Below are 22,970 nucleotides of genomic sequence, written 5' to 3'. Positions count from 1 at the left end.
CATGGCCGAACAGCAAAAGACCGCAGCATCCGTCGCCGAGGCCGAGGCCGTCGATCTCGGCGAGTTCAGCCAGCTGCTGGAAAAGGACTTCAAGGTCAAGAAGGACGACAGCGAGAAGCTGCAGCAGCTTGTGCGCAACCTGGCGCTGGCGGCGCAGTCGCGCTCGGAGACGACGACGATTTCGTCGAATTCGATCAAGTCGATCAAGTCGCTGATCGCCGGCATCGACAAGATGCTGACGACGCAGGTCAACGAAATCCTGCACGCACCGGAAGTGCGGGAGATGGAAGGCACATGGCGCGGCCTTTGGTATCTCATCAACAACACCGAGACGGATGCCAAGCATCTCAAGATCCGGGTGATGAACATCTCCAAGGAGCAACTGGCCGACACGCTTGAAGACTATGAAGGCCAGATGTGGGACCAGAGCCCGATCTTCAAGAAAGTCTACACGGACGAGTATTCGATGCTCGGCGGCGAGCCGATCGGTTGCATCGTTGGCGCTTACGAGTTTTCGAACCATCCGCGCGACGTCGGCCTGCTGCGCAACATCTCCGGCATCTGCGCCTCGGCGCACACGCCGTTCATCGCCGCCGCCTCGCCGCGGCTGTTCCGCATGGACAGCTGGCAGGAACTGCCCAATCCGCAGGACCTGCAGATGATCGTGAGCAATCCGGCCTATGCTTCGTGGCAGTCGCTGCGCGAGAGCGAGGACGCCCGCTATATCGGGCTGACCATGCCGCGCGTGCTGGCGCGTCTGCCCTACGGGTCCGAGACCGTTCCGGTCAAGGGCTTCTCCTTCGAGGAGGAGGTGCAGGGTGACCACAACAAATATGTCTGGATGAACGCCGCCTTCCCGATGGGCGTCAACATCAACCGCAGCCACAAGCTCTATGGCTGGGGCACGCAGATCCGCGGCGTCGAGAATGGCGGCACGGTGCTCAACCTGCCGGTGCACGCTTTCCCGACGGACGACGGCTCGATCGCGATGAAATGCCCGACCGAGGTCGCCATCGATGACCGGCGCGAGGCGGAACTGGCCAAACTCGGCCTGATGCCGATCCTGCATCGCAAGAACACCGATCTGGCCGCCTTCATCGGCGCCCACTCGCTGCAGGACGACGAGACGCGCGCCGGACGCCTGGTCGATCCCGACGCCCAGTCCAACGAACGGCTCTCCGCCAACCTGCCGTATCTGTTCCCGGTTTCCCGTTTCGCGCATTACCTCAAGGCGATTGCGCGCGACAAGATCGGCTCGTTCAAGGAACGCTCCGACATGCAGATCTGGTTGACCGAATGGATCAACCGGTACGTGCTGGCCAACCCGGCCTTTGCCGACGACAAGGCGCGCGCCAAGCGTCCGCTTGCCGCCGCCGAGGTGCAGGTCGACAGCGTGGAGGGCCGGCCGGGCTACTACAACGCCCGCTTCTATCTGCGCCCGCACTATCAGCTGGAAGGCATCAACGCCTCGCTCCGGCTGGTGTCGGAATTGCCGTCCGTGAAGACCTGATTGCAGCAACCAACCTTGTTTTGTTGAAAGCGGTGGAGAACGAAAATGCCCACAATGAAGATCGACGGTTTTTTGAAAGTTCCGGATATCAAGGGCCCCAGCACGCGCGACGGCCACGACGACGAGATCGAGATCCATGGCGTCGACTACAAGATGGTCGCGCCCTATGACCCCAATTCGCTCTCGCGCCGCGGCCGCGTGTCGATGGGCATGATCAAGTTCACCAAGCACTATGACAAGGCCTCGCCCTATCTGGCCAAGGCCCTGTTCGAGAACAAGGCGCTGGACGAGGTCAAGTTCTCCGCACGGCGGACCATCGACGGCGAGAGCAAGGACTATCTGGTCGTCACCCTGACCGACGCCTCGATCATGGAATACGACATGTCGCAGGCCGATGATGAAGCCGACCTGATCCAGGAGGAGGTCTCCTTCGCCTACAAGAAGATCAAGTTCGTCTATGACGACAATGACGAAGCCGAAATGGATGTCTATGTCGGCAAGTGAGGGGCGTGCAAAACGCCCTGCCGCGGACAAGGCAACGGCGGGCGGTTCACGGGCCAAGCGCGAGGCAGTACAGCCTTCGCTCTGGGACCGCCTCGTCAACGATTTGCCCGGCCTGAGTTCCGAGATAGACGGGCTCAGGCAGGCTCTGCATGACGAACTCGGCGACGAGCGCCTGGACGAGCTGCTGGCGGACGGTCCGAGGCGGATCGACGCCGACGACGCATTGAACCCCGATCAGAAACGCCGGCTGCACAGGCTGGCGTTTCAGAACCGGCATCGCGGCGAGCTCGAAAGCCGCGGCATCGTGGTGTCGCCCGACGTGCTGCGCGAGGCCGTGCGGCGCGACATCGAGGCGTTGTTCAACACCGAACGCTTCGAATCGACGCCCATGCTTTCCGATCTCGAAGCCGAGCAGATGATCGACAGCCCGACAGCGCTGGACGACTTTCCGGAGGTGCGCCGCAGCGTCGTCAATTATGGCGTGCCGTCCTTCTCGGGCCGTTCGTCGCGCGACTTCGACCGCGATGTGCTGGCGCGTGAGATTCGCGCGGTGCTCGCCACCTTCGAGCCTCGGCTGAAGGAGAGCGCGACGAAGGTCACGGTCAATCTTGGCGACAAGACCGGCCTGAAGATCGAGATCGACGCGGTGCTGATCATGACGCCGACGCCTGAACGCATGCGCCTGCGCACGACGATCAATCTCGACAACGGCGTGGCGCGCACCGAGTTCAGGGAAGCCTGAGATGGACCGGGTCTTCGTAGAATATTACGAGGAAGAACTGTCCCACATACGCGGGCTGGCGGCGGAGTTCGCCGACATGCATCCGGCCGTCGCGCGCAATCTGTCGCTGGATACGGTGCCGTGTCCCGATCCCTATGTCGAGCGGCTGCTCGACGGCGTCGCCTTTCTCGCCGCGCGCACGCGGCTGAAGGTGGATGCCGAACGCTCGCGGTTCTCGCGCGCCATCCTCGACGTGCTTTATCCCGATCTCGTCACGCCGGCGCCGGCAACCGCCATGGTGGTGCTGAAGCCCGGCCAGCAGGTGCAGACCATGCTTGCCGGCCATGTCGTCAAGCGCGGCACGCGGCTGGTCTCCAGCCTGCAGGCCGGCCTGTCGACACGCTGCACATTCACCACGGCGCAGGACATGACGCTGTTTCCGATCGCAATCAGTTCGGTCGGCTATTTCCAGGATCGCAGCGCATTGGCCGCCGCCGGCATTGGCCCGATCGGTGGCAAGGGCGGCGAAGCCGCACTTCGCATCACGCTTGCCCCGACCGGAAAGGTCAAACTGAGCGAACTGGCGCTCGACCGGCTTGACCTCTACTTCGCCAACCGCACCAAGGCGCCGCTGACGTTCGACGCGATCTTCGGCGTCTGCTCTGGCGTCGGCGCAAGACCTGAAGGCAAGACCAATCCGCTGTCGCCCCTGCCGGCGCCGGAGATGGTTGGCATCGCCGATGCCGAGGCGATGATGCCGCGCACGCGGCCGACCTTCGAAGGTTACCGCCTGTTGCGCGAATATTTCATGATGCCCGAGCGCTTCCATTATGCGCGCGTAACCGGCTTGCAGCCGGTGGTGCGCAAATGCCAGGCGGGGCTTGAGATCATCTTCCTGTTCAGGCGCCCGGTGCCCGAGCTCGCCGATCTGTCGCCGGCGGATTTCGAACTTTTCGCGACGCCGATCATCAATCTCTTCGAGCGCGAGTGCAACGTCATCGAGCTCGATCACCGCAAGACGCGCCAGGTGCTGCACGCCGACCGCACGCGCGCGCGCGATTTTGAGATCTACCGCGTGATCCGCGTCGAAGATGCTGACGCCGAAGGTCCCGATGCGGACATACCGGAGCTCTTCAGCCTTGGACAAAACCGTGGCAGCGGCTGGGTCTATTCGACCGAGCGGCGGCCGCGCCGGCCGACCGAGGACGAGCGCAGCCAGGGCGTGACGCGCACCTCCTATGCCGGCGACGACGTCTTCCTGGCGATCTCGCGCCCGGTCCACAGTCAAGCCAACCGGCCGCTGAAGCGCGTCGACATCGTGGCGCTGTGCACCAACCGCGACCTGGCCATCCTCGACGACACGCCTAACCTGACGCTGGAAGCCGGCGACCCGGTGGAGACGGTGCGGCTGCTCGGCGCATTGCGTTCGCCGCAGCCGGCCATCCCCGCGGCGCTGCCGGCCGGCGCCGACGGCGAGTCGCGCGCCGATGATCTCGCCTGGCGGCTGGTGTCACAGCTGGCGCTCAACTTCCTCAGCCTGGCCAAGGAAGGCCGCGGCGTCGATCCGCTGCACGCGCTGCTCGATCTCTACGCCGAACGCGGCGATCCCGGGCTTGCCCGCAATGTGCGCTCGATCGTGCGCATCGACTCGCGCGCGGTGATCGAGCGGCTGGCGATCGACGGACCGATGTGTTTCGGCCGCGGCACGGAAGTGACCCTGCATGTCGACCAGTCGGTGCTGGCAGGACAAAGCACCTTGCTGCTGTCGGGCCTGCTGTCGCGGCTGTTCGCCCGCCATGCCGGGATAAACGGGTTCGTGCGCACGCGCACGCGGTTGCTCCAGAAACAGGAGGATGTGCCATGGCCGATGACGCCCGGCAATCGCTACCTGATCTAGAGCGAGCCGCGACCCTGTCCGAGAGTTTCGACTTCTTCGAACTGCTGCGCCGGCTGGAACGGCAAGGCGGCCTGTTCGGCCATTCCGGTCGGCCGGACCGCGAGCCGGCAAGGCTCGGACAGAATGTGCGGCTGTCCTTCGCGGTGCAGGATGTGGTGGATTTCCGCGAGCCGACGGACACGTCGCCGGCGCGCGTTACGGTCAACAATCTCGGCCTGCTCGGGCCCGAAGGGCCGATGCCGCTGCATCTGACGCGCTGGGTGCTCGATCGCCTGTCGCAACGCTGGTATGCCGGTGCCGAGGCACGGCAGACGAGCGACACGACCTTCGTCGATTTCGTCAACATCCTGCAGCACCGGATGATCGCGCTCTACTACCGCGCCTGGGCGGATGCGCATCCGGCGGTGCAGGTCGAACGCGGGGTCGGCGGCCGCGTCCGTTCCATGCTGGAGGCAATGGCCGGCATCGGGCTGCCGGGCACGCAGGATGCCGAACTCGATGCAGTAAAACTTCGCCAGGCCGCCTCGCTCGCCAGCCAGGTCGACGGCCCCGAGCGGCTGACCCTGTTCCTGGCAGAAGCCTTCAAGGTGCCGGTGGTGCTGAAGGAGTTTGTCGCCGCCTGGATGACCATCCCCAAGGCGCTGCAGACGCGGCTTGCCGGCAGCTATGCCACGCTCGGCCGCAGCGCCACCATCGGCCCGCGCTCGTTCAGCCGACAGAGCCGCATCGAGCTGCGCATCGGCGCGCTGAGCTACAAGGATTACAAGGCCTTCCTGCCGGGCGGCGAGCGGCTGAAGCTGTTGAAGCAGGCGGTGCGCGACCTGATCGGCGAAACCATCGATGTCGATCTGAGGATCGTTCTTGCGGCAAAGGCAGTGCCACCGGCGAAGCTCGGAACCGTCCAGCTTGCCCGCACCACCTGGCTGAAACGGCCCGTCGAAAAGGGAGATGCCGACGACATGCGGCTGCGGACCATAGTCGGCTGGCGGGAAGAGGTGGCGGCATGAGCCTGCTGCTGACGCTCGAACAGGGACCACGCGCGCAAGTCACGCGGCAGGCGCGGCTGGACGAGGGTGAGCTGGTGATCGGTCGCAGCGCGGACGCCGACTGGCAGATCAACGATCCCGACATGTTCGTCTCGCGCGCCCACTGCAAGATCACCACCAAGCAGGGCGGCTATTTCGTCACCGACACCTCCAGCAGCGGGTTGTTCATCGACGATGCCGCCAGCCCGCTCGGCGCGGGAAATACCGCGCGCCTGCAAAGCGGCATGCGGCTGCGGCTGGGCGACTATGTGGTGTGGGTCGATCTGCAGACGGCGAAAACCGAAGCGCCGGCCCATAGACCCTCGGCGCCCGCCAGCAATCCGGCGGCGTCGCGGGCGCCGGTCAGCCTCGGCGGCGACGATTTCTTTTCGTCCACGACGCAAGAAGAGCCGGGACGGCCGCGACCCGCCGATCTGCCCGATCCGTTCGAGAAGCCGGTGCCGGGCGCATTCGCACGTGCGCAGTCCAACGAACGCAGTTCGCAGGCGTTCGACGATCCGTTCAGCCTCGACCCCGTGGCGACGCCGGCGCCCGAGCCCAATGACAGAAACGGCGCCAAGCCATCGTTCGACGATCCCTTCGGCCTCGACTCCACGCCGCTGTCGAGAGAGCCGAGCAGATCCAGTTCCGAGCAGCCGCCGGCCTTCGATGACGGGTTCGGTTTTGGCCCTGCCGAGTCCACCAGCCTCGACGCCGGCGCAACGAATGGCGGCGCAAGCGAAGCGCCCTCGCCTGCCCCCTCTCCTGCGCCCTGGGACCTGCCGGTCCGCGCGGCTGAGCCATCGCCGCGGCAGCCGCCGCCAGCTCCGTCTCCACCGCCGCCGCGCGCTTCTGTCCGGCAAGCCGCAGCGCGGCCGACGGCCGGACAGTCGGACACGGAATTGCGGGCTGCTTTCCTGCGCGGCATGGGCATGGACGAGGCCGATTTTCCCGGCCGCGATCCGGTGGCCGATATGGAGAAATTCGGCCGCGAATACCGGCTGATGATGGAAGGGCTGATGCAGCTTTTGCGCAAGCGCGCCGAGGAAAAGGGCAACGCCCGCGTGGCGCAGACCGTGGTCGGCGCATCCGAGGTCAACCCGCTCAAATTTCTGCCGTCGATCGACGATGCGCTGGTGACCATCCTGGCCGAGCGCAGCCCCGGCTTCCTCGGCGCCGACGCGGCGATCAGGGATGCGGTGCGCGATCTGGCGCAGCATCACGTTCGCGCCTGGCGCGGCGTGCAGGGCGCGCTGAAACGCATGATCGACCGCTTCGATCCGGCGGCGATCGAACAGGAACTGAAGTCGAGTTCGGCGATCGGCAATCTGCTGACCGGCGGACGCGGCGCAAAACTCTGGGAACTGTACCAGAAACGCCACCGTGAAATCGCTCACAGCGCGGAGACGCGTTTTCTGGGCGAGATCGGCGCTGATTTTAGGGACGCATATGAGGAGGACTAGGACATGATCGACAGACGCGAATTCATTCTTGCCTTGGGCGCGACAGGATTGCTGACGGCTTGCCAGAGCGGCCCGCCGAAACCCTCCGTCATAACGGTCAATCTTGCCGGCGACGCCGGCATGAATCCGGGACCGGGCGGCGGCGACAGGCCGGTGACCGTCATGATCCTGCGCCTGAAGAGCACCGGCGCCTTCAATTCGGCCGACTATTTCGCCCTGCAGGGCGGTGCCGGCGCGGCACTTGGCGGCGATCTGATTGGCTCCGACACGATTTCGGTCGGGCCGGGCAAGACCGCGTCGAAGACGATCACGGTCGAACCGGAAGTGGCCGCACTCGGCTTCGTCGCGCTGATCAGGGAACCCACCGGACGCAACTGGCGCACGACCAAGTCGGTGTCGCCGGGATCGAAGTTCACCGTCAATGTGAAGCTCGGCAGCGGCGGCATTTCCGCCTAGCGGAGGCAATTCCGCAAAGCCGCGCCAGGGTGATGAGCAGGAAGCAGAGAGTGCCGGCATGAGCGATGCAAACAGGGTGCTGTGGTCGGAGGGGTTGTTTCTTCGCACCCAGCATTTCCAGCAACAGGACCGCTTCTTCGAGGCGACGGTGCGCGGCGCCTTGCAGGCCGGGCATCTGCATACGTTCGGCTTTCGAACGCTGACGCTCGATCAGGCACAACTCGATGCCGGCCAGATCTCGGTGCTTTCGGCGCGTGGTATCTTTCCCGACGGGACGCCGTTTTCGATCCCCGAGACGATGGATGCGCCGCGGCCGCTGGCGGTGACGCCGGAGATGGGCGCAGGACCGGTGCTGATCGCGCTGCCGCTCGAACCGCCCGGCGGCGTCGGTTTCGACCCGGCGCACGCCGAGCCGTCCGGCGCGCGCTATCGCGGCCGGATCGTGTCGGTGCGCGACGCCGTGCATGGCGGCTCCGACCCCGAAGAAATCGAGATCGCGCGGCCGCAGGCGCTGTTGCTGGCGCCGGGCACGGCGGTCGGCGGTTACACCGCCCTGCCGGTGGCCGAACTCAAGGGGGTGCGCGCCGATGGCGGCGTGGCGCTCGACGACACGTTCCTGCCGCCGACCTTGGTCATCGGCGCGGCCTCCTGGTACAGCCGCCTGCTGCAGGAGGTCGTCACCGGCCTCGACCAGATCGCCGAAGCGCATGGCAAGATGGTGCTGGGCGGCCCGGGCCGCAGCGTCGAGGATCTTCTGATCCTCAATTTGGTCAACGCTGCCCGGCCACGGCTGGCGCACATGCTGGCGCAGGACGTTTTCCATCCGGCCGAGGTCTATATGGAACTGGTCGGCCTCGCCGGCTCGATGGCGACCTACGGCTCGAGCGCACGGCGCTTGGGCGAACTGCCTGTTTACGACCACATGGCGCCGGGCCCGGCCTATTCGGCGCTGGCCGACGCGCTGCGCTCGCTGATCCTCAGCCTGCGCTACATCGAGCCGAAATCGCGCGCGCTGCCGGTCATGCGGCATGCCACCAATGTGTGGAAGATCCGCATCGACAACCCAAAGCTTCTGGTGGCGAGCCGGATCGTGGTGCGGATCGGCTCCGAACTGTCGGAGGATGCCTTGCGCAAGATTTTCGTCAATCAGGCGACCGTCGGCTCGGCCAGCGAATTCGAAGGGCTGTGGAAGTCCCGCCTGCCCGGCATTCCGCTGAAGCCGCTGCATTCGCAGCCGCGTGAAATTCCCTATGATGGTGATCGGCTGTGTCTTGAGCTCGACCAGAAAAGCGAGCACTGGGCCTCGCTGCTAGAAGCGCCCGGTTTTGTGATCGGCGTTTCGGGCGTGCTGCCCAGCGAACCGCAGGTCGACTGCTACTCGGTCAACAGGTGAGATGATGAGCAGGGACGATCCATTCGGACTGTCCGAGGATCGGGAGCGCACGCGCATCCGTCTGAGCGGAGCGCCGACGCCGCGCGCCATGCCCCTGCCGGCGTCGGGCGTCACAGCCAAGCGTTCCTCGCGCGCCCATCCGAACGCACTCGTCAACGCTTTCTCGCCGCTGCTCGAATTTGCGCCCGAACTGGAAAACGCGCTGCCGCCCGAAAATCCGGAAGCGCTGCGCACGAGGCTGCTCGACGAACTCGTGCGCTGCCGCGACGCCACCATGGCGCAAGGCTCGTCGCTCGAACGCGCCGACCAGGCGGCATGGCTGGTGGCGGCGCTGCTCGATGACCTCGCGCTGAACACGCCGTGGGGCGGCGCCAGCGCCTGGCCGCGCCAGCCGCTGGTGGTGATGCTGCGCGGCGACGTCGATGCCGGCGCGCAATTCTTTGCCCGCCTCGAAGATCTCGAGCGCCATCCCAACCGCGACCGCGAAATGCTGGAGCTGCAGTATCACTGCATGGCGCTCGGCTTCCGCGGCAAATATCGCGTGCCCGGCCGCTCCGGCGACCGCTCGCTCAATGCGGTGCGCGTGGCGGCAGCGCGTTTCCTGCGCGACAGCGACGCCGAAGGCGCACCACTGTCGCCCAACTGGAAGGGCGTGATCGCGTCCGACGAACCGCAGCGTTTCATCGTGCCGATCTGGGTGATGGCCGTGGCCGCCGCGGTGATCGCGACCGCCATCCATATTGGCCTGTCGATGGGGCTGAGCAGCCAGGCGGTCGAGCTTTCGGCGCTGGTGCGCGCGCTGCCGCCGCCGACGCGGGCCGATGTCACGCGCGCGGCACCCAAGGCCGACGCTCCGCCACCTCTGCCGGTCGCCGTCGACTACGCGCTGCTGCCGGAATTCCAGAAGGCAGCGCCGGCTGAAACGAGCAAGGCGCTGAGCGGCACGGAGAGCGTCTCGCTGGCCAAGCTGGTTATCCAGGCTTCCAGTCCCGAACTCTTCCAATCGTCGCGCCCGACACTCACCCAGGGCTATGAGCCCCTGATCGAGTCCATCGCCAAGGTGATCCTCGACAACAAGGACCTGATCGGAAAGATCACCGTGGTTGGTCATACCGACAATGTGCGCCTGCAAAGATCCAACCCGCTTGCCAGCAACCAGCGCCTGTCGGAAGCGCGCGCCGAAACCATAGCCGAGCTTCTGATACAAGCCGGCGTGCCGAAGGAGATCATATCTTCCGAAGGCCGCGCCGAAAGCGATCCGGTGGCCGACAACTCCACGCGGGAAGGCCGTGCGCTCAACCGCCGCGTTGAAGTGCTGGTCGAGAAGAGGCTGTGACATGTTCATCCTGCGCTTCCTCTGGGCGGTCCTGACCTCGCGTTTCCTGTGGACGCTGATCGGGCTGGCGCTGCTGTCGCTGATCATCTGGGTGTTCGGCCCGATCGTGCGGGTCGGCGACTATGTGCCGATGGCGTCGGAGACGGTGCGTATCGTCATCATCGCGCTTCTGGTGATCTTCTGGCTGATCTGGCTGATCGTCGCGCAGCGCCGCGCGATCCGCGCCAACCGCATGTTCGTCGCCGAGATTTCCGCACCCGTCGAGGAAAAGCGGCTCAGCCCCGGCGAGGAAAACGTCGCCGCCGTCGGCGCCAAATTCCAGGACGTCATGGTCGAGCTGAAGCGCCGCAAGCTCGGCAACCGCAAATTCCTGCGCGAGATGCCGTGGTATGTGATCGTCGGTCCGCCGGCCACCGGCAAGACGACGGCTCTGCGCCAGTCCGGCCTCAACTTTCCGATCGACCTGACCGACGATCTGCAAGGCATCGGCGGCACGCGCAACTGCGACTGGTTCTTCTCTGAAAACGCGGTGATGATCGACACGGCCGGACGCTATGTCCAGCAGGAAAGCCAGCCCGACGTCGACGCCGCCGAATGGCTGGGCTTCCTCGACCTGTTGAAGAAGCATCGCGGCCGGCGTGCGCTGAACGGCGTCATCGTCGCGCTTGGGATCGATGCGCTTTCCGAAGGCGACGAAGCCGTCAAGGCGCATGGTCGCAAAATCCGCAGGCGCCTGGCCGAGCTTGAGGAGCGGCTGGAGATCCGTCTGCCGGTCTATCTCATGCTGACCAAGGCCGATCTGATCAGAGGCTTCGAGGCCTTCTTCGGCGGCCTGTCGACACAGGCGCGCGAACAGGTGTGGGGCACGACCTTCCCGCTCGACGCGCGCGTCGACGCCAAGACCATCGCGGGTGAAATCTCGACGCTGTCGAGGGAGCTCGAAAAGCGACTGGTGCCGCGGCTGGAAGACGAAGACAAGCTCACTGAGCGCGCCGAGATCTTCCGCTTTCCGGCGCAGCTGCAAAGCTTGTCCGAGCCGATCCAGGTGCTGGTCGAAGCGATGTTCGGCGAAAGCCGCTACGAGGAGGCGGCCTGGTTGCGTGGCCTCTATCTGACCTCGGCCACCCAGGAGGGCGCGCCGATCGACCGGCTGACCGCCGCACTCGCCTCTTCCTTCGGCCTGCCGGCGCGGCGTTCGATGCCGGCGCAGCGTTTTGAAAAGCGCAGCTTCTTCCTGAAGAATCTTCTGACCGAAGTGATCTTCAAGGAGGCCGGGCTCGGCACGTTCGATCCGCTGGCGCAGCGCCGCCGCAGCTGGATCTGGCGCGGTGCCGCCGCCGCCTGCGCGGCCGCCGCCATCCTGGCCGGCTCGCTGTTCACCTGGTCCTACTATGACAACCGCAATGCGATTGCCGCGCAGGCTGGCCAGTTCGAGGCGCTGCAGGCGCCGCTGACCTCGACCGCCACAACGCCCGCCTCGGTGCAGCAGCCGGCGATGGACGTTGCTCTCAACGCCATGGACGAGGTCGCCAATGCCAGGACTGCGCCTCCCGAGAAGGCGCAGGATCTGCTCGGGCCATCGGCTTCCGCCGAGCTGATGCGGGCGCAGACCGATACCTACGATCACGCTTTGCGCAACGTTCTCGAGCCACGCATGGTGGCGCTGCTCGAAGCGACGATGTGGCGGCAGATCCGCGATCCGGATTTCATGCTGGGCGCGCTCAAGACCTACCGCATGATGACCGGCCTGTCGCAGATGGATTCGGATTTCGTGCAGAATTGGTGGGTGAACGACCTGCCCGAGTTCGCACCGGCCGCCCCCTTCCCGACCGCCGATGCTGAAGAACACCAGCTGGCTGCGATCCGCCGCATGGCGGTCGACGACAGCTACATCGCGCCCGACCAGGCGCTGGTCGCCGAAGCGTTGAAGACGGTGTGCACGATTTCGCTGCCGGCGCGCGCCTACAAGCAATTGCTGGCCGATCCGGCGGTGGCCGGATTGAAGGAATGGATCCCCGCCAATTTCGCCGGCCCGAACGGCGCCAAGGTGTTTTCGCGACGCTCCGACAAGACGCTGCGTGTCGGCATATCAGGCGCCTTCACCTATGACGGTTTCCACGATGCGATCCTCGACCGGGTCGAGGATGTCGCCGCCCAGGCGGCACTCGATCGCGCGGTGTTTGCCGGCGGCTGCTCGGAGAATTCCGAAACGTCGGTGTCGGCGCTGTCGGAAGACATCCTCAAGCTCTACTACGACGACTACATCGCGCAGTGGGACAGTTTTCTGCGCGACATGCGGCTGGCGCCGCTGAGCGACCTCAACATTGCCAGCGAGAATCTGAAGGACCTGTCGAGTGCCGATTCCGCGCTGAAGCGGCTGTTGACGGCGGTGGTTCAGGAGGTCGACCTCACCCGTTCCGACGAGGCGCCGGCGACCGACGACAAGGCGGCGGCGAAGGGCGGCTCCAAACTCTTGGGCAAGCTCGGCAAGCTGGGCAAGATCGTCAAGACCGGCGCCAAGCTGTTGCCGCGCGCGGGCTCGGCCAGCGAAGTGGACCTGACCGGCACGCTGGTGGCCGAGCACTTCAAGCCGCTCAAGAGCACGATTGCCGAGGTCGACGGCCAGCCACCGGCGCTCGATGCCGCGGTGGTGGCACTGACAGCGCTGTCCAATGTGCTGCAGACGGTCACCGCCAATCCCGACCCGCAGGACGCGATCAAGAAACAGGGCGGCTTGGCTGAACTGACCGGCGCCGTCGCCCGCCAGGCGCAGATACTGCCCGACCCGGTCAACACCTGGCTGAGCGGCATTGCCGGCGACACCAGCGGCCTGACGCAGAAGGCCGTGGCCTCCGAGCTCAACGCCATCTGGCGTGCCGACATCCTGCCCTTCTGCCAAGCTGCGCTCAACGACCGCTATCCGTTCAGCCCCGACAGCGCGGTCGACGTCAACGTGCGCGACTTCGCCCGCCTGTTCGGGCCGGCAGGCATGATCGACGCCTTCATCAACGACCATCTGATCAGCTATGTCGACACCTCGGCGCAGCCGTGGAAATGGCGCGCCGATTTCGGCCTCGACCCGTCCGCGCTTGCCGCCTTCGAGCAGGCGCGGCGCATCCGCGACGATCTCTTTCCCGGCGGCCAGGGCCCGGTGATGGCGTTCACGCTTGAGCCGACGGACCTGTCGCCCAACGTCACCCGTGTCACCCTCAATCTCGACGGCCAGAGCCTCGTCTATTTCAACAATGCGACGCGGCCGCAGCCGATGACATGGCCCGGCAAGGACGGCACGGGCGTCATTTCGCTCGCCTTCCAGCCGATCGACGGCTCGCCCGAGATCATGCTCAACGAGACCGGCAGCTGGGCGTGGCTGAGGATGCTGCGCGGCGGCCGCTTCACCGGCACCTCGCTGTCCGATGTCTACAGCCTGCGGCTGGGAACGAAAGGCATGTACGCCGACTTCAAACTCAAGGCGGCGAGCGTCGAAAATCCCTACAACCTCCAGATGTTCAAGAAATTCTCATGTCCGCCGCAGATATGATCCTGCCCGGCTTTTACGGCAAAATGCCAGCCACCGGCGATTTCGTGACGCGGCGGCTGACGGGCGAGTTCGTGCGGCTGTGGGACCGCTGGCTGGCGCAGCATCTGGTACCACTGTTCGGCCAGGACATCTGGGCCCCCGGCACTGCGCTGCGGTTTCTCGCGGGCCCGAATTCCTTCGGCGCGTCTGCGGGCATCATCCTGCAAAGCGCAGACAAGGTTGGCCGGAAATTTCCACTGAGCGTCGTCGCGCAACTGCCTGGAGCCCCCGTTACGCTCACCCATGCCGAAGCCTGGTTTGCCGGGATCGACGAGGCCGCCACCGCCGCCCAGCGGGGCGAGCTGACGCCCGACGAACTGGAGGCAGCGCTCGGCGGACTGCCTGTGCCATCCATGGAGCCGAGCGAGGAGCTGATCGCCGACATGGTGATCTGGACCCGGTACTCCGACATTTTCGACATCGATCCGCACGCGCCGCAAGCGACGCTAGAGACAATCCTTGCCGGCAGTTGGGAGACGAGTTGATGCAGATATGGAACCAGATGGGGTATCAGCACGAATTCACCATGGGCTTGGACAAGGCCGGCCATGAATGGGTCGTCGTAGTTGTGAAAGCTACGTTCGACTTTCCCGCGATGCCGGGCGAACCGGTACGCAAATCCGCGGAGCAGGCGCCGCTCGTCTTTGCCGATACCCAGACTGGCGAGCCAGGCTACTCAGCCACGCTATGGGAAACCGATTTCGCCTTCCGCAAGCCGCGTTGCGATGTGGTCGCCAATGGCTGTGCCTATGCACCAAACGGCAGACCAACCGAGCGCGTGCCGGTCGGTATCAAAGTCGGCAATTGGTCAAAACTATTCGAGGTCGTTGGCCACCGCGAATGGCGCTCCATCGGTCCGCTCTTTACTACTACGTCGCCGCAGCCCTTCCTGAAACTGCCGATCTCCTATGACGTCGCCTGGGGTGGTGTCGACAGGCTCGATCCGGAGGACAAGCTTCCCGCCAGCTACAGATACAACCCGGTCGGAACCGGTTGGTCGCGGGCCAAAAACCAGCGTCTCATTCCCGGCCTTCGGCTGCCGAACACGCAAGCTGTCGGCGAGGACATCCGCTCACCTTTTGGCGACTACAAGCCGATGAGTTTTGGGCCGATGGGTCGCGGCTGGCCGGGGCGCATCGAATATGGCGGCACTTATGACCAGAACTGGATCGACAATATATTCCCTTTCCTGCCGCAGGATTTCGACGAACGCTACTTCCAGATGGCGCCGCCTGATCAGCAGATCGACGCGCCGAGAGGTGGCGAGGACGTGCAGTTGGTGAACCTGACCCGTGAGGGGCGGCTGAGCTTTCGCCTACCGCAGACGGCATTGCCGATGCGGTTGTTTAAAGGAAGGCTAACTGCCTTCGAAGGGAACGTGAGTCCCGACACCATACTGTTCGATCTCGAGGCACGACGCTTTTCGATAGTCTGGCGCCTGTCTCATCGAATCGAGCGAACGGTGCTCGACTTCACGGAGTGCTGGGTCGGCGCCCCAACGGAATCGATGATTCATGCCCACGAGACCGGTCGCATCTTCATTCGGGCAAATGGCGCAGCGCCAGACGACGAGGAGGAGGACGCTGCTTGAACGGCAAGATCGACATAGCCTCGGTTGGCATGGTGACCCCTGTGGGGCTTGATGCGCCCGCTTCTTGCGCCGCGATGCGCGCACGGCTCGACGGTTTTCAAGAGACACGTTTCACAGGAGCACGCGGCGAACCTTTGATCGGAGCGCCGATACCGCTACCGCGGGACTGGATCGGTGAGCGAAGAATTGCGCATCTGGCAGCCGGCGCAATCTCCGAAGCATTGGCCGAAGGGCATACGGCTGGCGAGCAAACAGCCCTCATTCTATGTTTGGCCGAAGACAACCGCCTAGGAAAACCAGTTAGAGACGCGTCGAGGCTTTTGACCAAAATCGCCGAGATCGTTGAGATAGCTCCGCACGTAAAATCGCGCGTTATCAGCTACGGCCGACCTTCGGGCCATGTGGCGCTCGAGCAGGCTCGTCGCCTGATCTCTTCAGGACAAGTGCCCAACGTCGTGATCGTGGGCGTCGACAGTTACCTCACTTCGCGAACGGTCCGACACTATCTCAATCAGAGCCGGCTGATGACCAAATTCAATCCAAACGGATTCATCCCCGGAGAGGCCGCCGCGGCCGTGCTATGTACGAAGCCTGGAAAGGGCCTGCTAACGTTGCTTGGGCTTGGCTTATCACGCGACCCCGCAGCCATTTACAACAAGGAGGATCTCCCACTCCGTGGAGACGGTATGACTGCTGCATATGGCGTTGCGCTGCAGGAATCACTCTTCGACATGATCGGAATTGGCTATCGAATATCGGATTTGATCGGCGAGCAATACTGGTTCAAGCAGACGGCTCTGGCGTCGCTCCGCCTGACGAGGGGCCATATCGAATTTCAGGACCTCTGGTCCCCGGGCGAGTCGATGGGAAATGTCGGAGCCGCCGTTGTGCCCACGATGATCGGAATGGCCTTTACTGCGGCAAAGAAGGGATATGCTGCCGGCAATCCGGTGCTCATCGAGGCTTCGAACGACGAAGGGGCCTGCGGCGCCGCCGTAGTGGCGTCGAGGCCGAACTAAATGTCCAACGTCTTTGCAAACGGACTGGAGATTTCCGGCAAGGCGGTTGACGCAAAGACAATCGCAGCTTTTCCCGACGTCTGCTTCACCCCGCCGGAAAATCCAGCGACTCCACCCGGAGTTCCGATCCCATACCCTAGTTTTGGATTTGCTTCCGATACGGAGGATGGTACCGGGACCGTGAAAATTGGCGGTAAGACGATAAACATAAAGAACAAGTCTGACCTAACCAAAACATCTGGAACAGAGGCCGGATCTGCCGCCAAAAAAGGGGTGATAACTTCCAATAATACCGGCAAAGAATACTTCAACTCGTGGTCGCCAAATGTGAAAGCAGATGGAGAGCCTGCAATAAGATTTACCGATCTTGCAACGAACAACCACGGATCGACAATAGCCAACACACCACCTTGGCTGCATGTATGCAAGCTAAACCCCGGATGGACTCCGACTTGTCAGAAATTGTACGAAGATTACCTATTCATGTACAAGCCGAACAAGTGTGCCAAAGGCTATGAACCGCACCATATTATAGACAATTGTGCTTTCGTACGAGCAGGTGCGCGCGCCTCAACCAAGAAATCCTTTAAGTCGGCAAAAAAGATGGCGGCCCGCGTCTGGAAAAAACTTAAGAATATCTTCCAGGCCGGAAGCCCCCATCCGGGCCGAAATTACAACGAAGACGATGCACCCTGTATCTGTCTGAAAGACAACATGGATCATGGTGAGCAGCACAAGGTGGCACATGACGTTACGCGGGCGGAGGCAAAGAAGGCGAATGTCAAGGCCAAGGGCGGGAAATGGAAGTACAGTCAGGCGAGAGCTGCAGGCGTCAAATCCGTGAAGAAGGCGGCCAATTTGACGGACGCACAGGCCGAATGCATCAAGATCGTGCTCGATTCCTACTACAAGAAACAAATGGGCTGCACGGATAGTACGGAGGTTGGCGGGCCTGAGACCAGCGCTCCGACCGCGACATCTTTCGCTACAGGTAGCGGCGGTAACGCCAACATCAGTGCCGTCCCGTCGTAGAGCGGAGCGCCGCAAGGAGTTAGACGTATGAGGTATCGCACGCCTGGTGGTTTGTATCCTACCTGCATCGCGTTGCACGATGCGGGCGCATACGTGATTGCGCATCCGATTGGCGACGGGCCGGTAGACGCGGATCGAACGCTCTTGTTCGAGGTTCGTAACAACGTAGCCACGCTTATCCGGGACTTTGGCATCGAAGTGACCGGGATCGCTTGCGTGGCCGATTCCTTGTTCGCCGTGGACGGCTATTCGGGCCTCTATCGATTGCGCGGCGGCCAATGGACGGATCTGCCGGACGTTGGCGATCCCGTCCCACGAATAAATGCGTTGCGCGTGGTCACCGGCAAACTGTGTGGCCTGACTTCAGAAGGTGTCATTTGCCTGTGGCAAGATCCGGCCTGGGTCGAAGTGACCCCCAACGATGACGACACATACCTGTTCGACCTTGCACTCGACGGCAGCGGAAAGATGGTGGCGACCGGCGACAACGGCTTCCTGGCCTACGTCGTGAACGGCGCGTTTCAGCAGATAGACGTGCCGACAAATGCCAGTCTTACATCGGTGTCCGCGCTGTCCAAAGACACGATGCTGGTGACGGGCTGGAACGCCACGGCTTTGATAGGCAACGCCGACCAGCTAACCCAACTCGACGTTGACGGACGCACCGAGACCCTCATGAATTCAGCTCGCTGGGACAACAAGGTCTTGATTGCGGCAGGCGAGGAAATACTCGAACTGAATGGTACGACCTTGTCGGTTTTTGACTCAACGCCGGCGATCAGGCTGACCTGCGACGGAAATCAGCTGTGGAAGCAGTATGGGCGCGGCGTCGACAAATTCGAGAACGGCCGGTGGATAAACATACCGCTGATTGCAGATATCTAAATGGACGTGTCGGCGTTTTAGCCGAGACAATTGCGGCGAGGTCACGAGCGCGGAGCGGTACGCAGGTAGGTCCGCACCTTATCAAGGTCGAGATCGAGGATTCGTGGCGGTTCGGCCGCCGATAGCATTCTAAGCACGAAAAGCTCACCCTGTTCGGGGAACTCCTCATATCGCTCCTTTGCGATCCTGAGCCCGGCTTCGCGCGCGACCCGCAGACCGTCGAGATGAGCCTCAAGACGCTCTATCAGCCGAGCAATCCTGATCTCGTCCAGTTCAGCGTTTTCCTCAGGGTGCAGGAGGTGGTGGTCATAGACGGACCAAAGAAACGCGGCCATCTCCGCGTGCTGCCGGACGATTTTTTCCAGGACAAACTTGCTCAATTGAGATTCACCGACCCGCCTCGAATGTTATTCGTGGCACTGGCATGGCTTGTCACATACGTTCCTCGGATGGTGATGTGACCATCCTTCTCCATGATTATAGCCGCCTTGCCGCACCGCAACTCGATCCGTTCCTTGCCAACGATCTTCACCGTCTCTCCGTCCCTGACGATATGCACCGCACTGTCGCCGCGACTCGGTTCGACGATGCCGCCGACAATCAACGGCCGTAACGGATCTCCATCCTGAAACAGCAGTGCAACCTCGGTTCCGATCATACCGGCGGAAAGATCCGTCAGCGTGCGTGCGGGGATCGCCGTGTCGTTGGGATTTCCGGGAAATACGACGAGTGGTGCGTCGTCTCCAAAGCCGAGGAATACGCCGATCACCACGCCTTCAATTCGATCAACGACCGTTGTCATAGCTGGCCTCAGTTCTGCTTGATCTCGGAGCCTTTCATCGTGATGTCGCTGGAAGCCTTGACGTTCACTTTGCCAGACGCCTTCACGATGATGTCCTTTCCGCTGATGGTGATTTCCCCGTCCTTCTTCAAAGTGATGGACGAGGATCCACAATTGAAGATGATCTGCTCGCCGGCTGTGATGGTCATGCCCTTGGCGACCTTGATGAGACCGTCTTCGCCGATATCGAGCATGTCCTTCTTCGCAACCTTCGTGCTGCGGGCACCTCCGATCTCTGTCGAGTCGTCTTCGCCGACTTTTGCGCCGCGCTCCTTGGCAATTTCGGTGCTGTGAGCGCCGCCTATCTTGAACACCTGGTCCGCCCCCGTCTGCACGGTCTGATCTGCAGAAATCTGCCAAGTGTCACTTGCACCAATCGTGTGGCTTTGACCCGCGCCAACGGTCATTGATCGCGTGGCGCCAATATCGTTCATTTGAGGGCCACCAACGCTACGCTGCTCCGCTGCGCCAACGGTGTCGATACGCGCTGCACCGACCGTGATCGTCTGGACGATCGCCACGGTCTGCGTGTGATTGGCGCCGATCGTCTCGGTGGAGTTCGAGCCGATATTGATCGTCTCATCGACCCCCACCGTCAGCGACCGGTTCTTGCCCACCGTCTCGGTGTCGTTCGACCCAATATCGGTGGTCTGGTCGACGCCGACCTTGACCGTCTTGTTGTTGCCGACGTCCTCGTCGAGGTTGTGGCCGACGGAGTGCTTGGCGTCGTGGTCGATGCGGTCGGACTGGTCGTGCTGGACCGTCTTGTTGCGGTCGTGCTTGATCAGAAGGTGGTGGTCCTTCTGCGCCTGGAAATTGACGAGTTCGGACCCTGCCTTGTCCTCGAACATCAGCTCGTTGTAGCCGCCGCCGCCCTTCGACGAGTTGGACTTCCAGCCTGACTGCGTGGCGTTGCCAGGCAGCCCGTAGGGCGGCATCTGCGAGGCGTTGTAGACTCTGCCGGTGATGATCGGCAGATCCGGATTGCCTTCGATGAAATCGACGATCACTTCCTGGCCGATGCGCGGGATCTGGATGAAGCCCCAGCCGCTGCCGGCCCAAGTCTGCGACACCCGCACGAAGCAGGAGCTCTTCTGGTCTTTCTTGCCGAGGCGATCCCAGTGGAACTGCACCTTCACCCGGGCGTATTTGTCGGTGAAGATCTCCTCGCCGGACGGGCCGACGACCGTCGCCGTCTGCGGCCCGCGCATGATCGGCCGCGCCGTGATCCTTGGCGGCCGATAAGGCACCGAGGTCGGCGCCACGCCGAGCACGACCTTGAAATTCTCGCCGTCGGTGTCGACGCCGGCGCGGTAGCCCGGATCGAACAGCCGGTATTCGGCGCTGACCACCAGATACTCCTTGTTCTGGTCTTTGCGCGGAAAACCGTCGAGCTTGAAGGTGCAGCCGGAAAACAGGCCACGCACGGTGCCGACGGCGGCAATGCGCATATGCGGCGCCTGGATTTCCTCGCGCCTTATCGCCGCCAGGCTGTCGCCGCGGCCGACTTCGAGATGCGCGCCGGGGTGGCGATAGTTCTCGCCGGCGGCCTGCTTGTGGCCGAAGGGCTGCGCCGACTTCGCCATCAAATCAGCGGCAGGCTTCTCGAAATCGTAGTCGGTGTGGGCATAGGCGCCGGGGCGCACCGCACTGCCTGGGATCCATTCGGTGATGTATTCCACGTCGCGGCGCGAGCCCTGCCCTTCGAACTGATAGAGCACGGTCTCATAGCCCGGCGCAGGCTTCAGCTTGCTCATGGCGTCGGCCAGGATCAGTTTGTGCTCGCCCTCGGCGTGCTCGAAGAAGTACATGATGCCTTCGTGCTCGAGCAGCCGCTGCACGAAATCAAGGTCGCTCTCGTCATATTGGACGCAATATTCGCGCGGTGGATACGACCCCTGCAGCCGCTTCTCGAACTTGGCGATGCCGCCATATTTGGAGAATATCTCCTCGACGATCTCGACGGCGGTCTTGTCCTGGAAGATGCGGCAGTCGGTGGTATTGCCGAGGAACCATAGCCATGGCCTGACGATCGCCTCGTAGTAAGCCAGCCGATCCTCGATGCGGGTAAGGCGAAACTCGGCGATGAGGCCGCTGAACCAGCGTTTGGGATCGGACTCGCCTTCGATCGAGACGACGCCGCCCAGCATCTTCAGCGGATCGATATCCGCATTGGTGCTGACAAATCCCACGGTGTAGGCAAGACAGCGGCTGATCTCGTCGCGGCCGACGAGATGCGTGAAGGTCAGCAGCTCGGCGCCGACCGGCGTCTGCACAAGTGCGGCGCGTTGTTCACTCGGCATGGGTCGTGCCCCTCCTGGACGCGGCCGGAGCATGATCCCGAAAAGTGGGTCCGGTTTTCGGAAACGATCATGCTCAAACAAAGAAATAGAGCCCCATCCCGACCTGTCGGGATGGAACAGGCTCTAGTGTGGCAGGTTCGAAGCCCTTCTTGTGTTAACGACCTCACGTTCAGGGACATTTCGCAACTTGCCACCCCAGGCCGTGTTGAGCCTACCACATGTTCTGTGGCAGACCAAAGAGGACGAGCGGCAGACAGGTCCTGTTTGCGCCGCTTTCGCCAGTGTGAAACGTCGCTCTCCCGCTGTGCCCGCAAGCTGCTAGACTGTGGCGCATCGGATCAATGGGAAGGCCAGCGGTCGACAGGCTATATTGCATGTTCATCAGTCTGCAGATCAGCAATGTCGATGTCCTGCCTGCCGGGCTGCCGCCCGGTTACGCATCGCGCGACCGCGGCTTCGAGATCGGGCGCGAGAACTGCGCCTGGACCTTGCCAGATCCGGACAAATTCATCTCCGGCCGGCACTGCGAAATCCGCTATGAAGGCGGCGCTTTCGTTCTCCACGACGTCTCGCGCAACGGCACCTTCGTCAACGGCTCGAACCAGCGCCTGGCCGGCCCGCACCGGCTTGCGCAAGGCGACCGGCTCAGGATCGGCCGCTATATCGTGGCGGTATCGATCAATGACGGGAACGCAGCCTACGGTGGCCATGGCTCGACGCAACGGCAGATGCCCGTCGCCGGATCCTTCCCGGACCATATCGCATCGCCACGGTCACCGACCGCGCCAGCCGCATCGGGCTCCAGCCGGCCACAGCAAGTCGACGAGATCCTGCGCGCGATTGCCGCCGGCGCCGGTATCCCGCCCGAGGTGCTCCTGCTGCGCCAGCCGAATGAGGTTGCGGGCGAGATCGGTGGCGTGCTGCGGATCGTCGTCGACGAGCTGGTGCTGCTGCTGAAGGCGCGCGCCGCGGCAAAAGTCCTGGCCAAGACCAGCGATCGAACCATGATCAATGCCGCCGACAACAATCCGCTGAAGTTCGTGCCCGGGACCGACGAAATCCTCGACATCATGTTTGCCCGGCGCAGGGCCGGCTATCTCGACGCCAGGCACAGCATCGAGGACGCCTTCCACGACCTCAAGACGCATGAATTCGCCACCTTCGCTGCCATGCAGGCAGCGCTGGCGCGGCTGCTCGACGATTTGTCGCCCGAGGCGATCGCGAAGAAACTGCCGCCATCCTCGTTTGCGTCGAAGAAGACGCGCGCCTGGGACGCGCTGGTCGCAACCTGGCGGGCCAAGGAGGAAGCGCACGAAAACGGCCTGCTGGACATATTCCTCACCTATTTCAGCGAAGCCTATGCCAAGGCCGCCAAACAGAAACCGCCAGGCAAGAGCTGATCTCGCCTGCCCCG

Annotated in this window: 19 protein-coding genes; 16 read left to right on the top strand and 3 right to left on the bottom strand. The window is 63.2% G+C overall.

Annotation, left to right across the window (positions count from 1 at the left end; all coding sequences use genetic code 11):
* Position 1 precedes the first annotated feature (1 nt).
* The 15 genes from tssC to AC1DYC_RS28665 are packed head-to-tail and all read left to right on the top strand — an operon-like array spanning position 2 to position 18,412.
* Positions 2–1,510 (top strand): type VI secretion system contractile sheath large subunit, encoded by a 1,509-nt coding sequence (tssC, locus tag AC1DYC_RS28735; RefSeq protein ID WP_352589033.1) that lies wholly within the window; start codon positions 2–4, stop codon positions 1,508–1,510.
* 54 nt (positions 1,511–1,564) lie between these two features.
* Positions 1,565–2,014 (top strand): Hcp family type VI secretion system effector, encoded by a 450-nt coding sequence (locus tag AC1DYC_RS28730; protein WP_023673716.1) that lies wholly within the window; start codon positions 1,565–1,567, stop codon positions 2,012–2,014.
* Entirely contained in the window at positions 2,001–2,756 is a 756-nt protein-coding gene (gene tssE, locus AC1DYC_RS28725; RefSeq protein WP_477411177.1) for a type VI secretion system baseplate subunit TssE, read from the top strand. The genes AC1DYC_RS28730 and tssE overlap by 14 nt, the downstream gene beginning before the upstream one ends.
* Before the next feature lies 1 nt (position 2,757).
* Positions 2,758–4,632 carry a type VI secretion system baseplate subunit TssF gene (gene tssF, locus AC1DYC_RS28720; protein ID WP_477411067.1) on the top strand — a complete coding sequence of 625 codons (1,875 nt, stop codon included), beginning with the start codon at positions 2,758–2,760 and terminating at the stop codon, positions 4,630–4,632.
* Entirely contained in the window at positions 4,596–5,639 is a 1,044-nt protein-coding gene (tssG, locus tag AC1DYC_RS28715) for a type VI secretion system baseplate subunit TssG (RefSeq protein ID WP_477411066.1), read from the top strand. Before tssF ends, tssG begins: the two co-directional genes overlap by 37 nt.
* Positions 5,636–7,120 carry a type VI secretion system-associated FHA domain protein TagH gene (gene tagH, locus AC1DYC_RS28710; RefSeq protein WP_477411065.1) on the top strand — a complete coding sequence of 495 codons (1,485 nt, stop codon included), beginning with the start codon at positions 5,636–5,638 and terminating at the stop codon, positions 7,118–7,120. Before tssG ends, tagH (AC1DYC_RS28710) begins: the two co-directional genes overlap by 4 nt.
* Positions 7,121–7,123: 3 nt before the next feature.
* The gene (tssJ, locus tag AC1DYC_RS28705; RefSeq protein WP_477343646.1) at positions 7,124–7,576 is read left to right on the top strand and encodes a type VI secretion system lipoprotein TssJ; all 453 of its coding nucleotides are present in this window, start codon (positions 7,124–7,126) and stop codon (positions 7,574–7,576) included.
* Between the two features lie 58 nt (positions 7,577–7,634).
* Positions 7,635–8,969: a type VI secretion system baseplate subunit TssK gene (gene tssK, locus AC1DYC_RS28700; protein ID WP_477411064.1), complete on the top strand. Its 1,335-nt coding sequence runs from the start codon at positions 7,635–7,637 to the stop codon at positions 8,967–8,969.
* Positions 8,970–8,973: 4 nt separating this feature from the next.
* Entirely contained in the window at positions 8,974–10,305 is a 1,332-nt protein-coding gene (gene icmH, locus AC1DYC_RS28695; RefSeq protein WP_477411063.1) for a type IVB secretion system protein IcmH/DotU, read from the top strand.
* Between the two features lies 1 nt (position 10,306).
* On the top strand, positions 10,307–13,846 hold the full coding sequence (gene tssM, locus AC1DYC_RS28690) for a type VI secretion system membrane subunit TssM (protein WP_477411062.1): 3,540 nt from the start codon (positions 10,307–10,309) through the stop codon (positions 13,844–13,846).
* Complete coding sequence (tagF, locus tag AC1DYC_RS28685) at positions 13,828–14,370, top strand: type VI secretion system-associated protein TagF (protein WP_477411061.1); 543 nt, start codon at positions 13,828–13,830, stop codon at positions 14,368–14,370. The genes tssM and tagF overlap by 19 nt, the downstream gene beginning before the upstream one ends.
* Positions 14,370–15,476 (top strand): DUF2169 family type VI secretion system accessory protein, encoded by a 1,107-nt coding sequence (locus tag AC1DYC_RS28680; protein ID WP_477411060.1) that lies wholly within the window; start codon positions 14,370–14,372, stop codon positions 15,474–15,476. Before tagF ends, AC1DYC_RS28680 begins: the two co-directional genes overlap by 1 nt.
* On the top strand, positions 15,473–16,495 hold the full coding sequence (locus AC1DYC_RS28675) for a 3-oxoacyl-ACP synthase (RefSeq protein WP_477411059.1): 1,023 nt from the start codon (positions 15,473–15,475) through the stop codon (positions 16,493–16,495). Before AC1DYC_RS28680 ends, AC1DYC_RS28675 begins: the two co-directional genes overlap by 4 nt.
* Positions 16,496–17,527, top strand: a complete 1,032-nt coding sequence (locus tag AC1DYC_RS28670) for a PAAR-like domain-containing protein (RefSeq protein WP_477411058.1) — start codon at positions 16,496–16,498, stop codon at positions 17,525–17,527.
* A 27-nt stretch (positions 17,528–17,554) separates the two neighbouring features.
* Positions 17,555–18,412 (top strand): hypothetical protein, encoded by an 858-nt coding sequence (locus AC1DYC_RS28665; protein WP_162707734.1) that lies wholly within the window; start codon positions 17,555–17,557, stop codon positions 18,410–18,412.
* A gap of 41 nt (positions 18,413–18,453) precedes the next feature.
* Here the strand turns inward: AC1DYC_RS28665 and AC1DYC_RS28660 are convergent, their stop codons facing one another.
* Genes AC1DYC_RS28660 through AC1DYC_RS28650 form a run of 3 tightly spaced genes read right to left on the bottom strand, consistent with a single transcriptional unit; the run spans position 18,454 to position 21,556 of the window.
* Positions 18,454–18,747, bottom strand: a complete 294-nt coding sequence (locus tag AC1DYC_RS28660) for a hypothetical protein (RefSeq protein WP_112620958.1) — start codon at positions 18,745–18,747, stop codon at positions 18,454–18,456.
* A 41-nt stretch (positions 18,748–18,788) separates the two neighbouring features.
* Positions 18,789–19,214, bottom strand: coding sequence for a DUF6484 domain-containing protein (locus AC1DYC_RS28655; protein ID WP_477411057.1), 426 nt, complete (start codon positions 19,212–19,214; stop codon positions 18,789–18,791).
* 8 nt (positions 19,215–19,222) lie between these two features.
* Positions 19,223–21,556 carry a type VI secretion system Vgr family protein gene (locus AC1DYC_RS28650; protein WP_477411056.1) on the bottom strand — a complete coding sequence of 778 codons (2,334 nt, stop codon included), beginning with the start codon at positions 21,554–21,556 and terminating at the stop codon, positions 19,223–19,225.
* A gap of 374 nt (positions 21,557–21,930) precedes the next feature.
* Between AC1DYC_RS28650 and tagH (AC1DYC_RS28645) the strand changes: the two genes are divergently transcribed.
* Complete coding sequence (gene tagH / locus AC1DYC_RS28645; RefSeq protein WP_477411055.1) at positions 21,931–22,956, top strand: type VI secretion system-associated FHA domain protein TagH; 1,026 nt, start codon at positions 21,931–21,933, stop codon at positions 22,954–22,956.
* Positions 22,957–22,970 lie beyond the last annotated feature (14 nt).

This window comes from Mesorhizobium sp. P2_E7, from assembly GCF_056403855.1.
The sequence above is the reverse complement of the archived record's forward strand: the minus strand, read 5'-3'. Positions and strand labels throughout refer to the sequence as shown.

Bases quoted from the DNA above. Each gene is read 5' to 3' on its own strand.
- tagF (WP_477411061.1), top strand. From the start codon at position 13,828: ATGTCCGCCGCAGATATGATCCTGCCCGGCTTTTACGGCAAAATGCCA.
- AC1DYC_RS28660 (WP_112620958.1), bottom strand. From the start codon at position 18,747: ATGGCCGCGTTTCTTTGGTCCGTCTATGACCACCACCTCCTGCACCCT.
- AC1DYC_RS28665 (WP_162707734.1), top strand. From the start codon at position 17,555: ATGAGGTATCGCACGCCTGGTGGTTTGTATCCTACCTGCATCGCGTTG.
- AC1DYC_RS28680 (WP_477411060.1), top strand. From the start codon at position 14,370: ATGCAGATATGGAACCAGATGGGGTATCAGCACGAATTCACCATGGGC.
- AC1DYC_RS28730 (WP_023673716.1), top strand. From the start codon at position 1,565: ATGAAGATCGACGGTTTTTTGAAAGTTCCGGATATCAAGGGCCCCAGC.
- tssM (WP_477411062.1), top strand. From the start codon at position 10,307: ATGTTCATCCTGCGCTTCCTCTGGGCGGTCCTGACCTCGCGTTTCCTG.
- icmH (WP_477411063.1), top strand. From the start codon at position 8,974: ATGAGCAGGGACGATCCATTCGGACTGTCCGAGGATCGGGAGCGCACG.
- tssF (WP_477411067.1), top strand. From the start codon at position 2,758: ATGGACCGGGTCTTCGTAGAATATTACGAGGAAGAACTGTCCCACATA.
- tssK (WP_477411064.1), top strand. From the start codon at position 7,635: ATGAGCGATGCAAACAGGGTGCTGTGGTCGGAGGGGTTGTTTCTTCGC.
- tssE (WP_477411177.1), top strand. From the start codon at position 2,001: ATGTCGGCAAGTGAGGGGCGTGCAAAACGCCCTGCCGCGGACAAGGCA.
- tssJ (WP_477343646.1), top strand. From the start codon at position 7,124: ATGATCGACAGACGCGAATTCATTCTTGCCTTGGGCGCGACAGGATTG.
- AC1DYC_RS28650 (WP_477411056.1), bottom strand. From the start codon at position 21,556: ATGCCGAGTGAACAACGCGCCGCACTTGTGCAGACGCCGGTCGGCGCC.
- AC1DYC_RS28670 (WP_477411058.1), top strand. From the start codon at position 16,496: ATGTCCAACGTCTTTGCAAACGGACTGGAGATTTCCGGCAAGGCGGTT.
- tagH (WP_477411055.1), top strand. From the start codon at position 21,931: ATGTTCATCAGTCTGCAGATCAGCAATGTCGATGTCCTGCCTGCCGGG.
- AC1DYC_RS28655 (WP_477411057.1), bottom strand. From the start codon at position 19,214: ATGACAACGGTCGTTGATCGAATTGAAGGCGTGGTGATCGGCGTATTC.
- tssC (WP_352589033.1), top strand. From the start codon at position 2: ATGGCCGAACAGCAAAAGACCGCAGCATCCGTCGCCGAGGCCGAGGCC.
- tssG (WP_477411066.1), top strand. From the start codon at position 4,596: ATGGCCGATGACGCCCGGCAATCGCTACCTGATCTAGAGCGAGCCGCG.
- tagH (WP_477411065.1), top strand. From the start codon at position 5,636: ATGAGCCTGCTGCTGACGCTCGAACAGGGACCACGCGCGCAAGTCACG.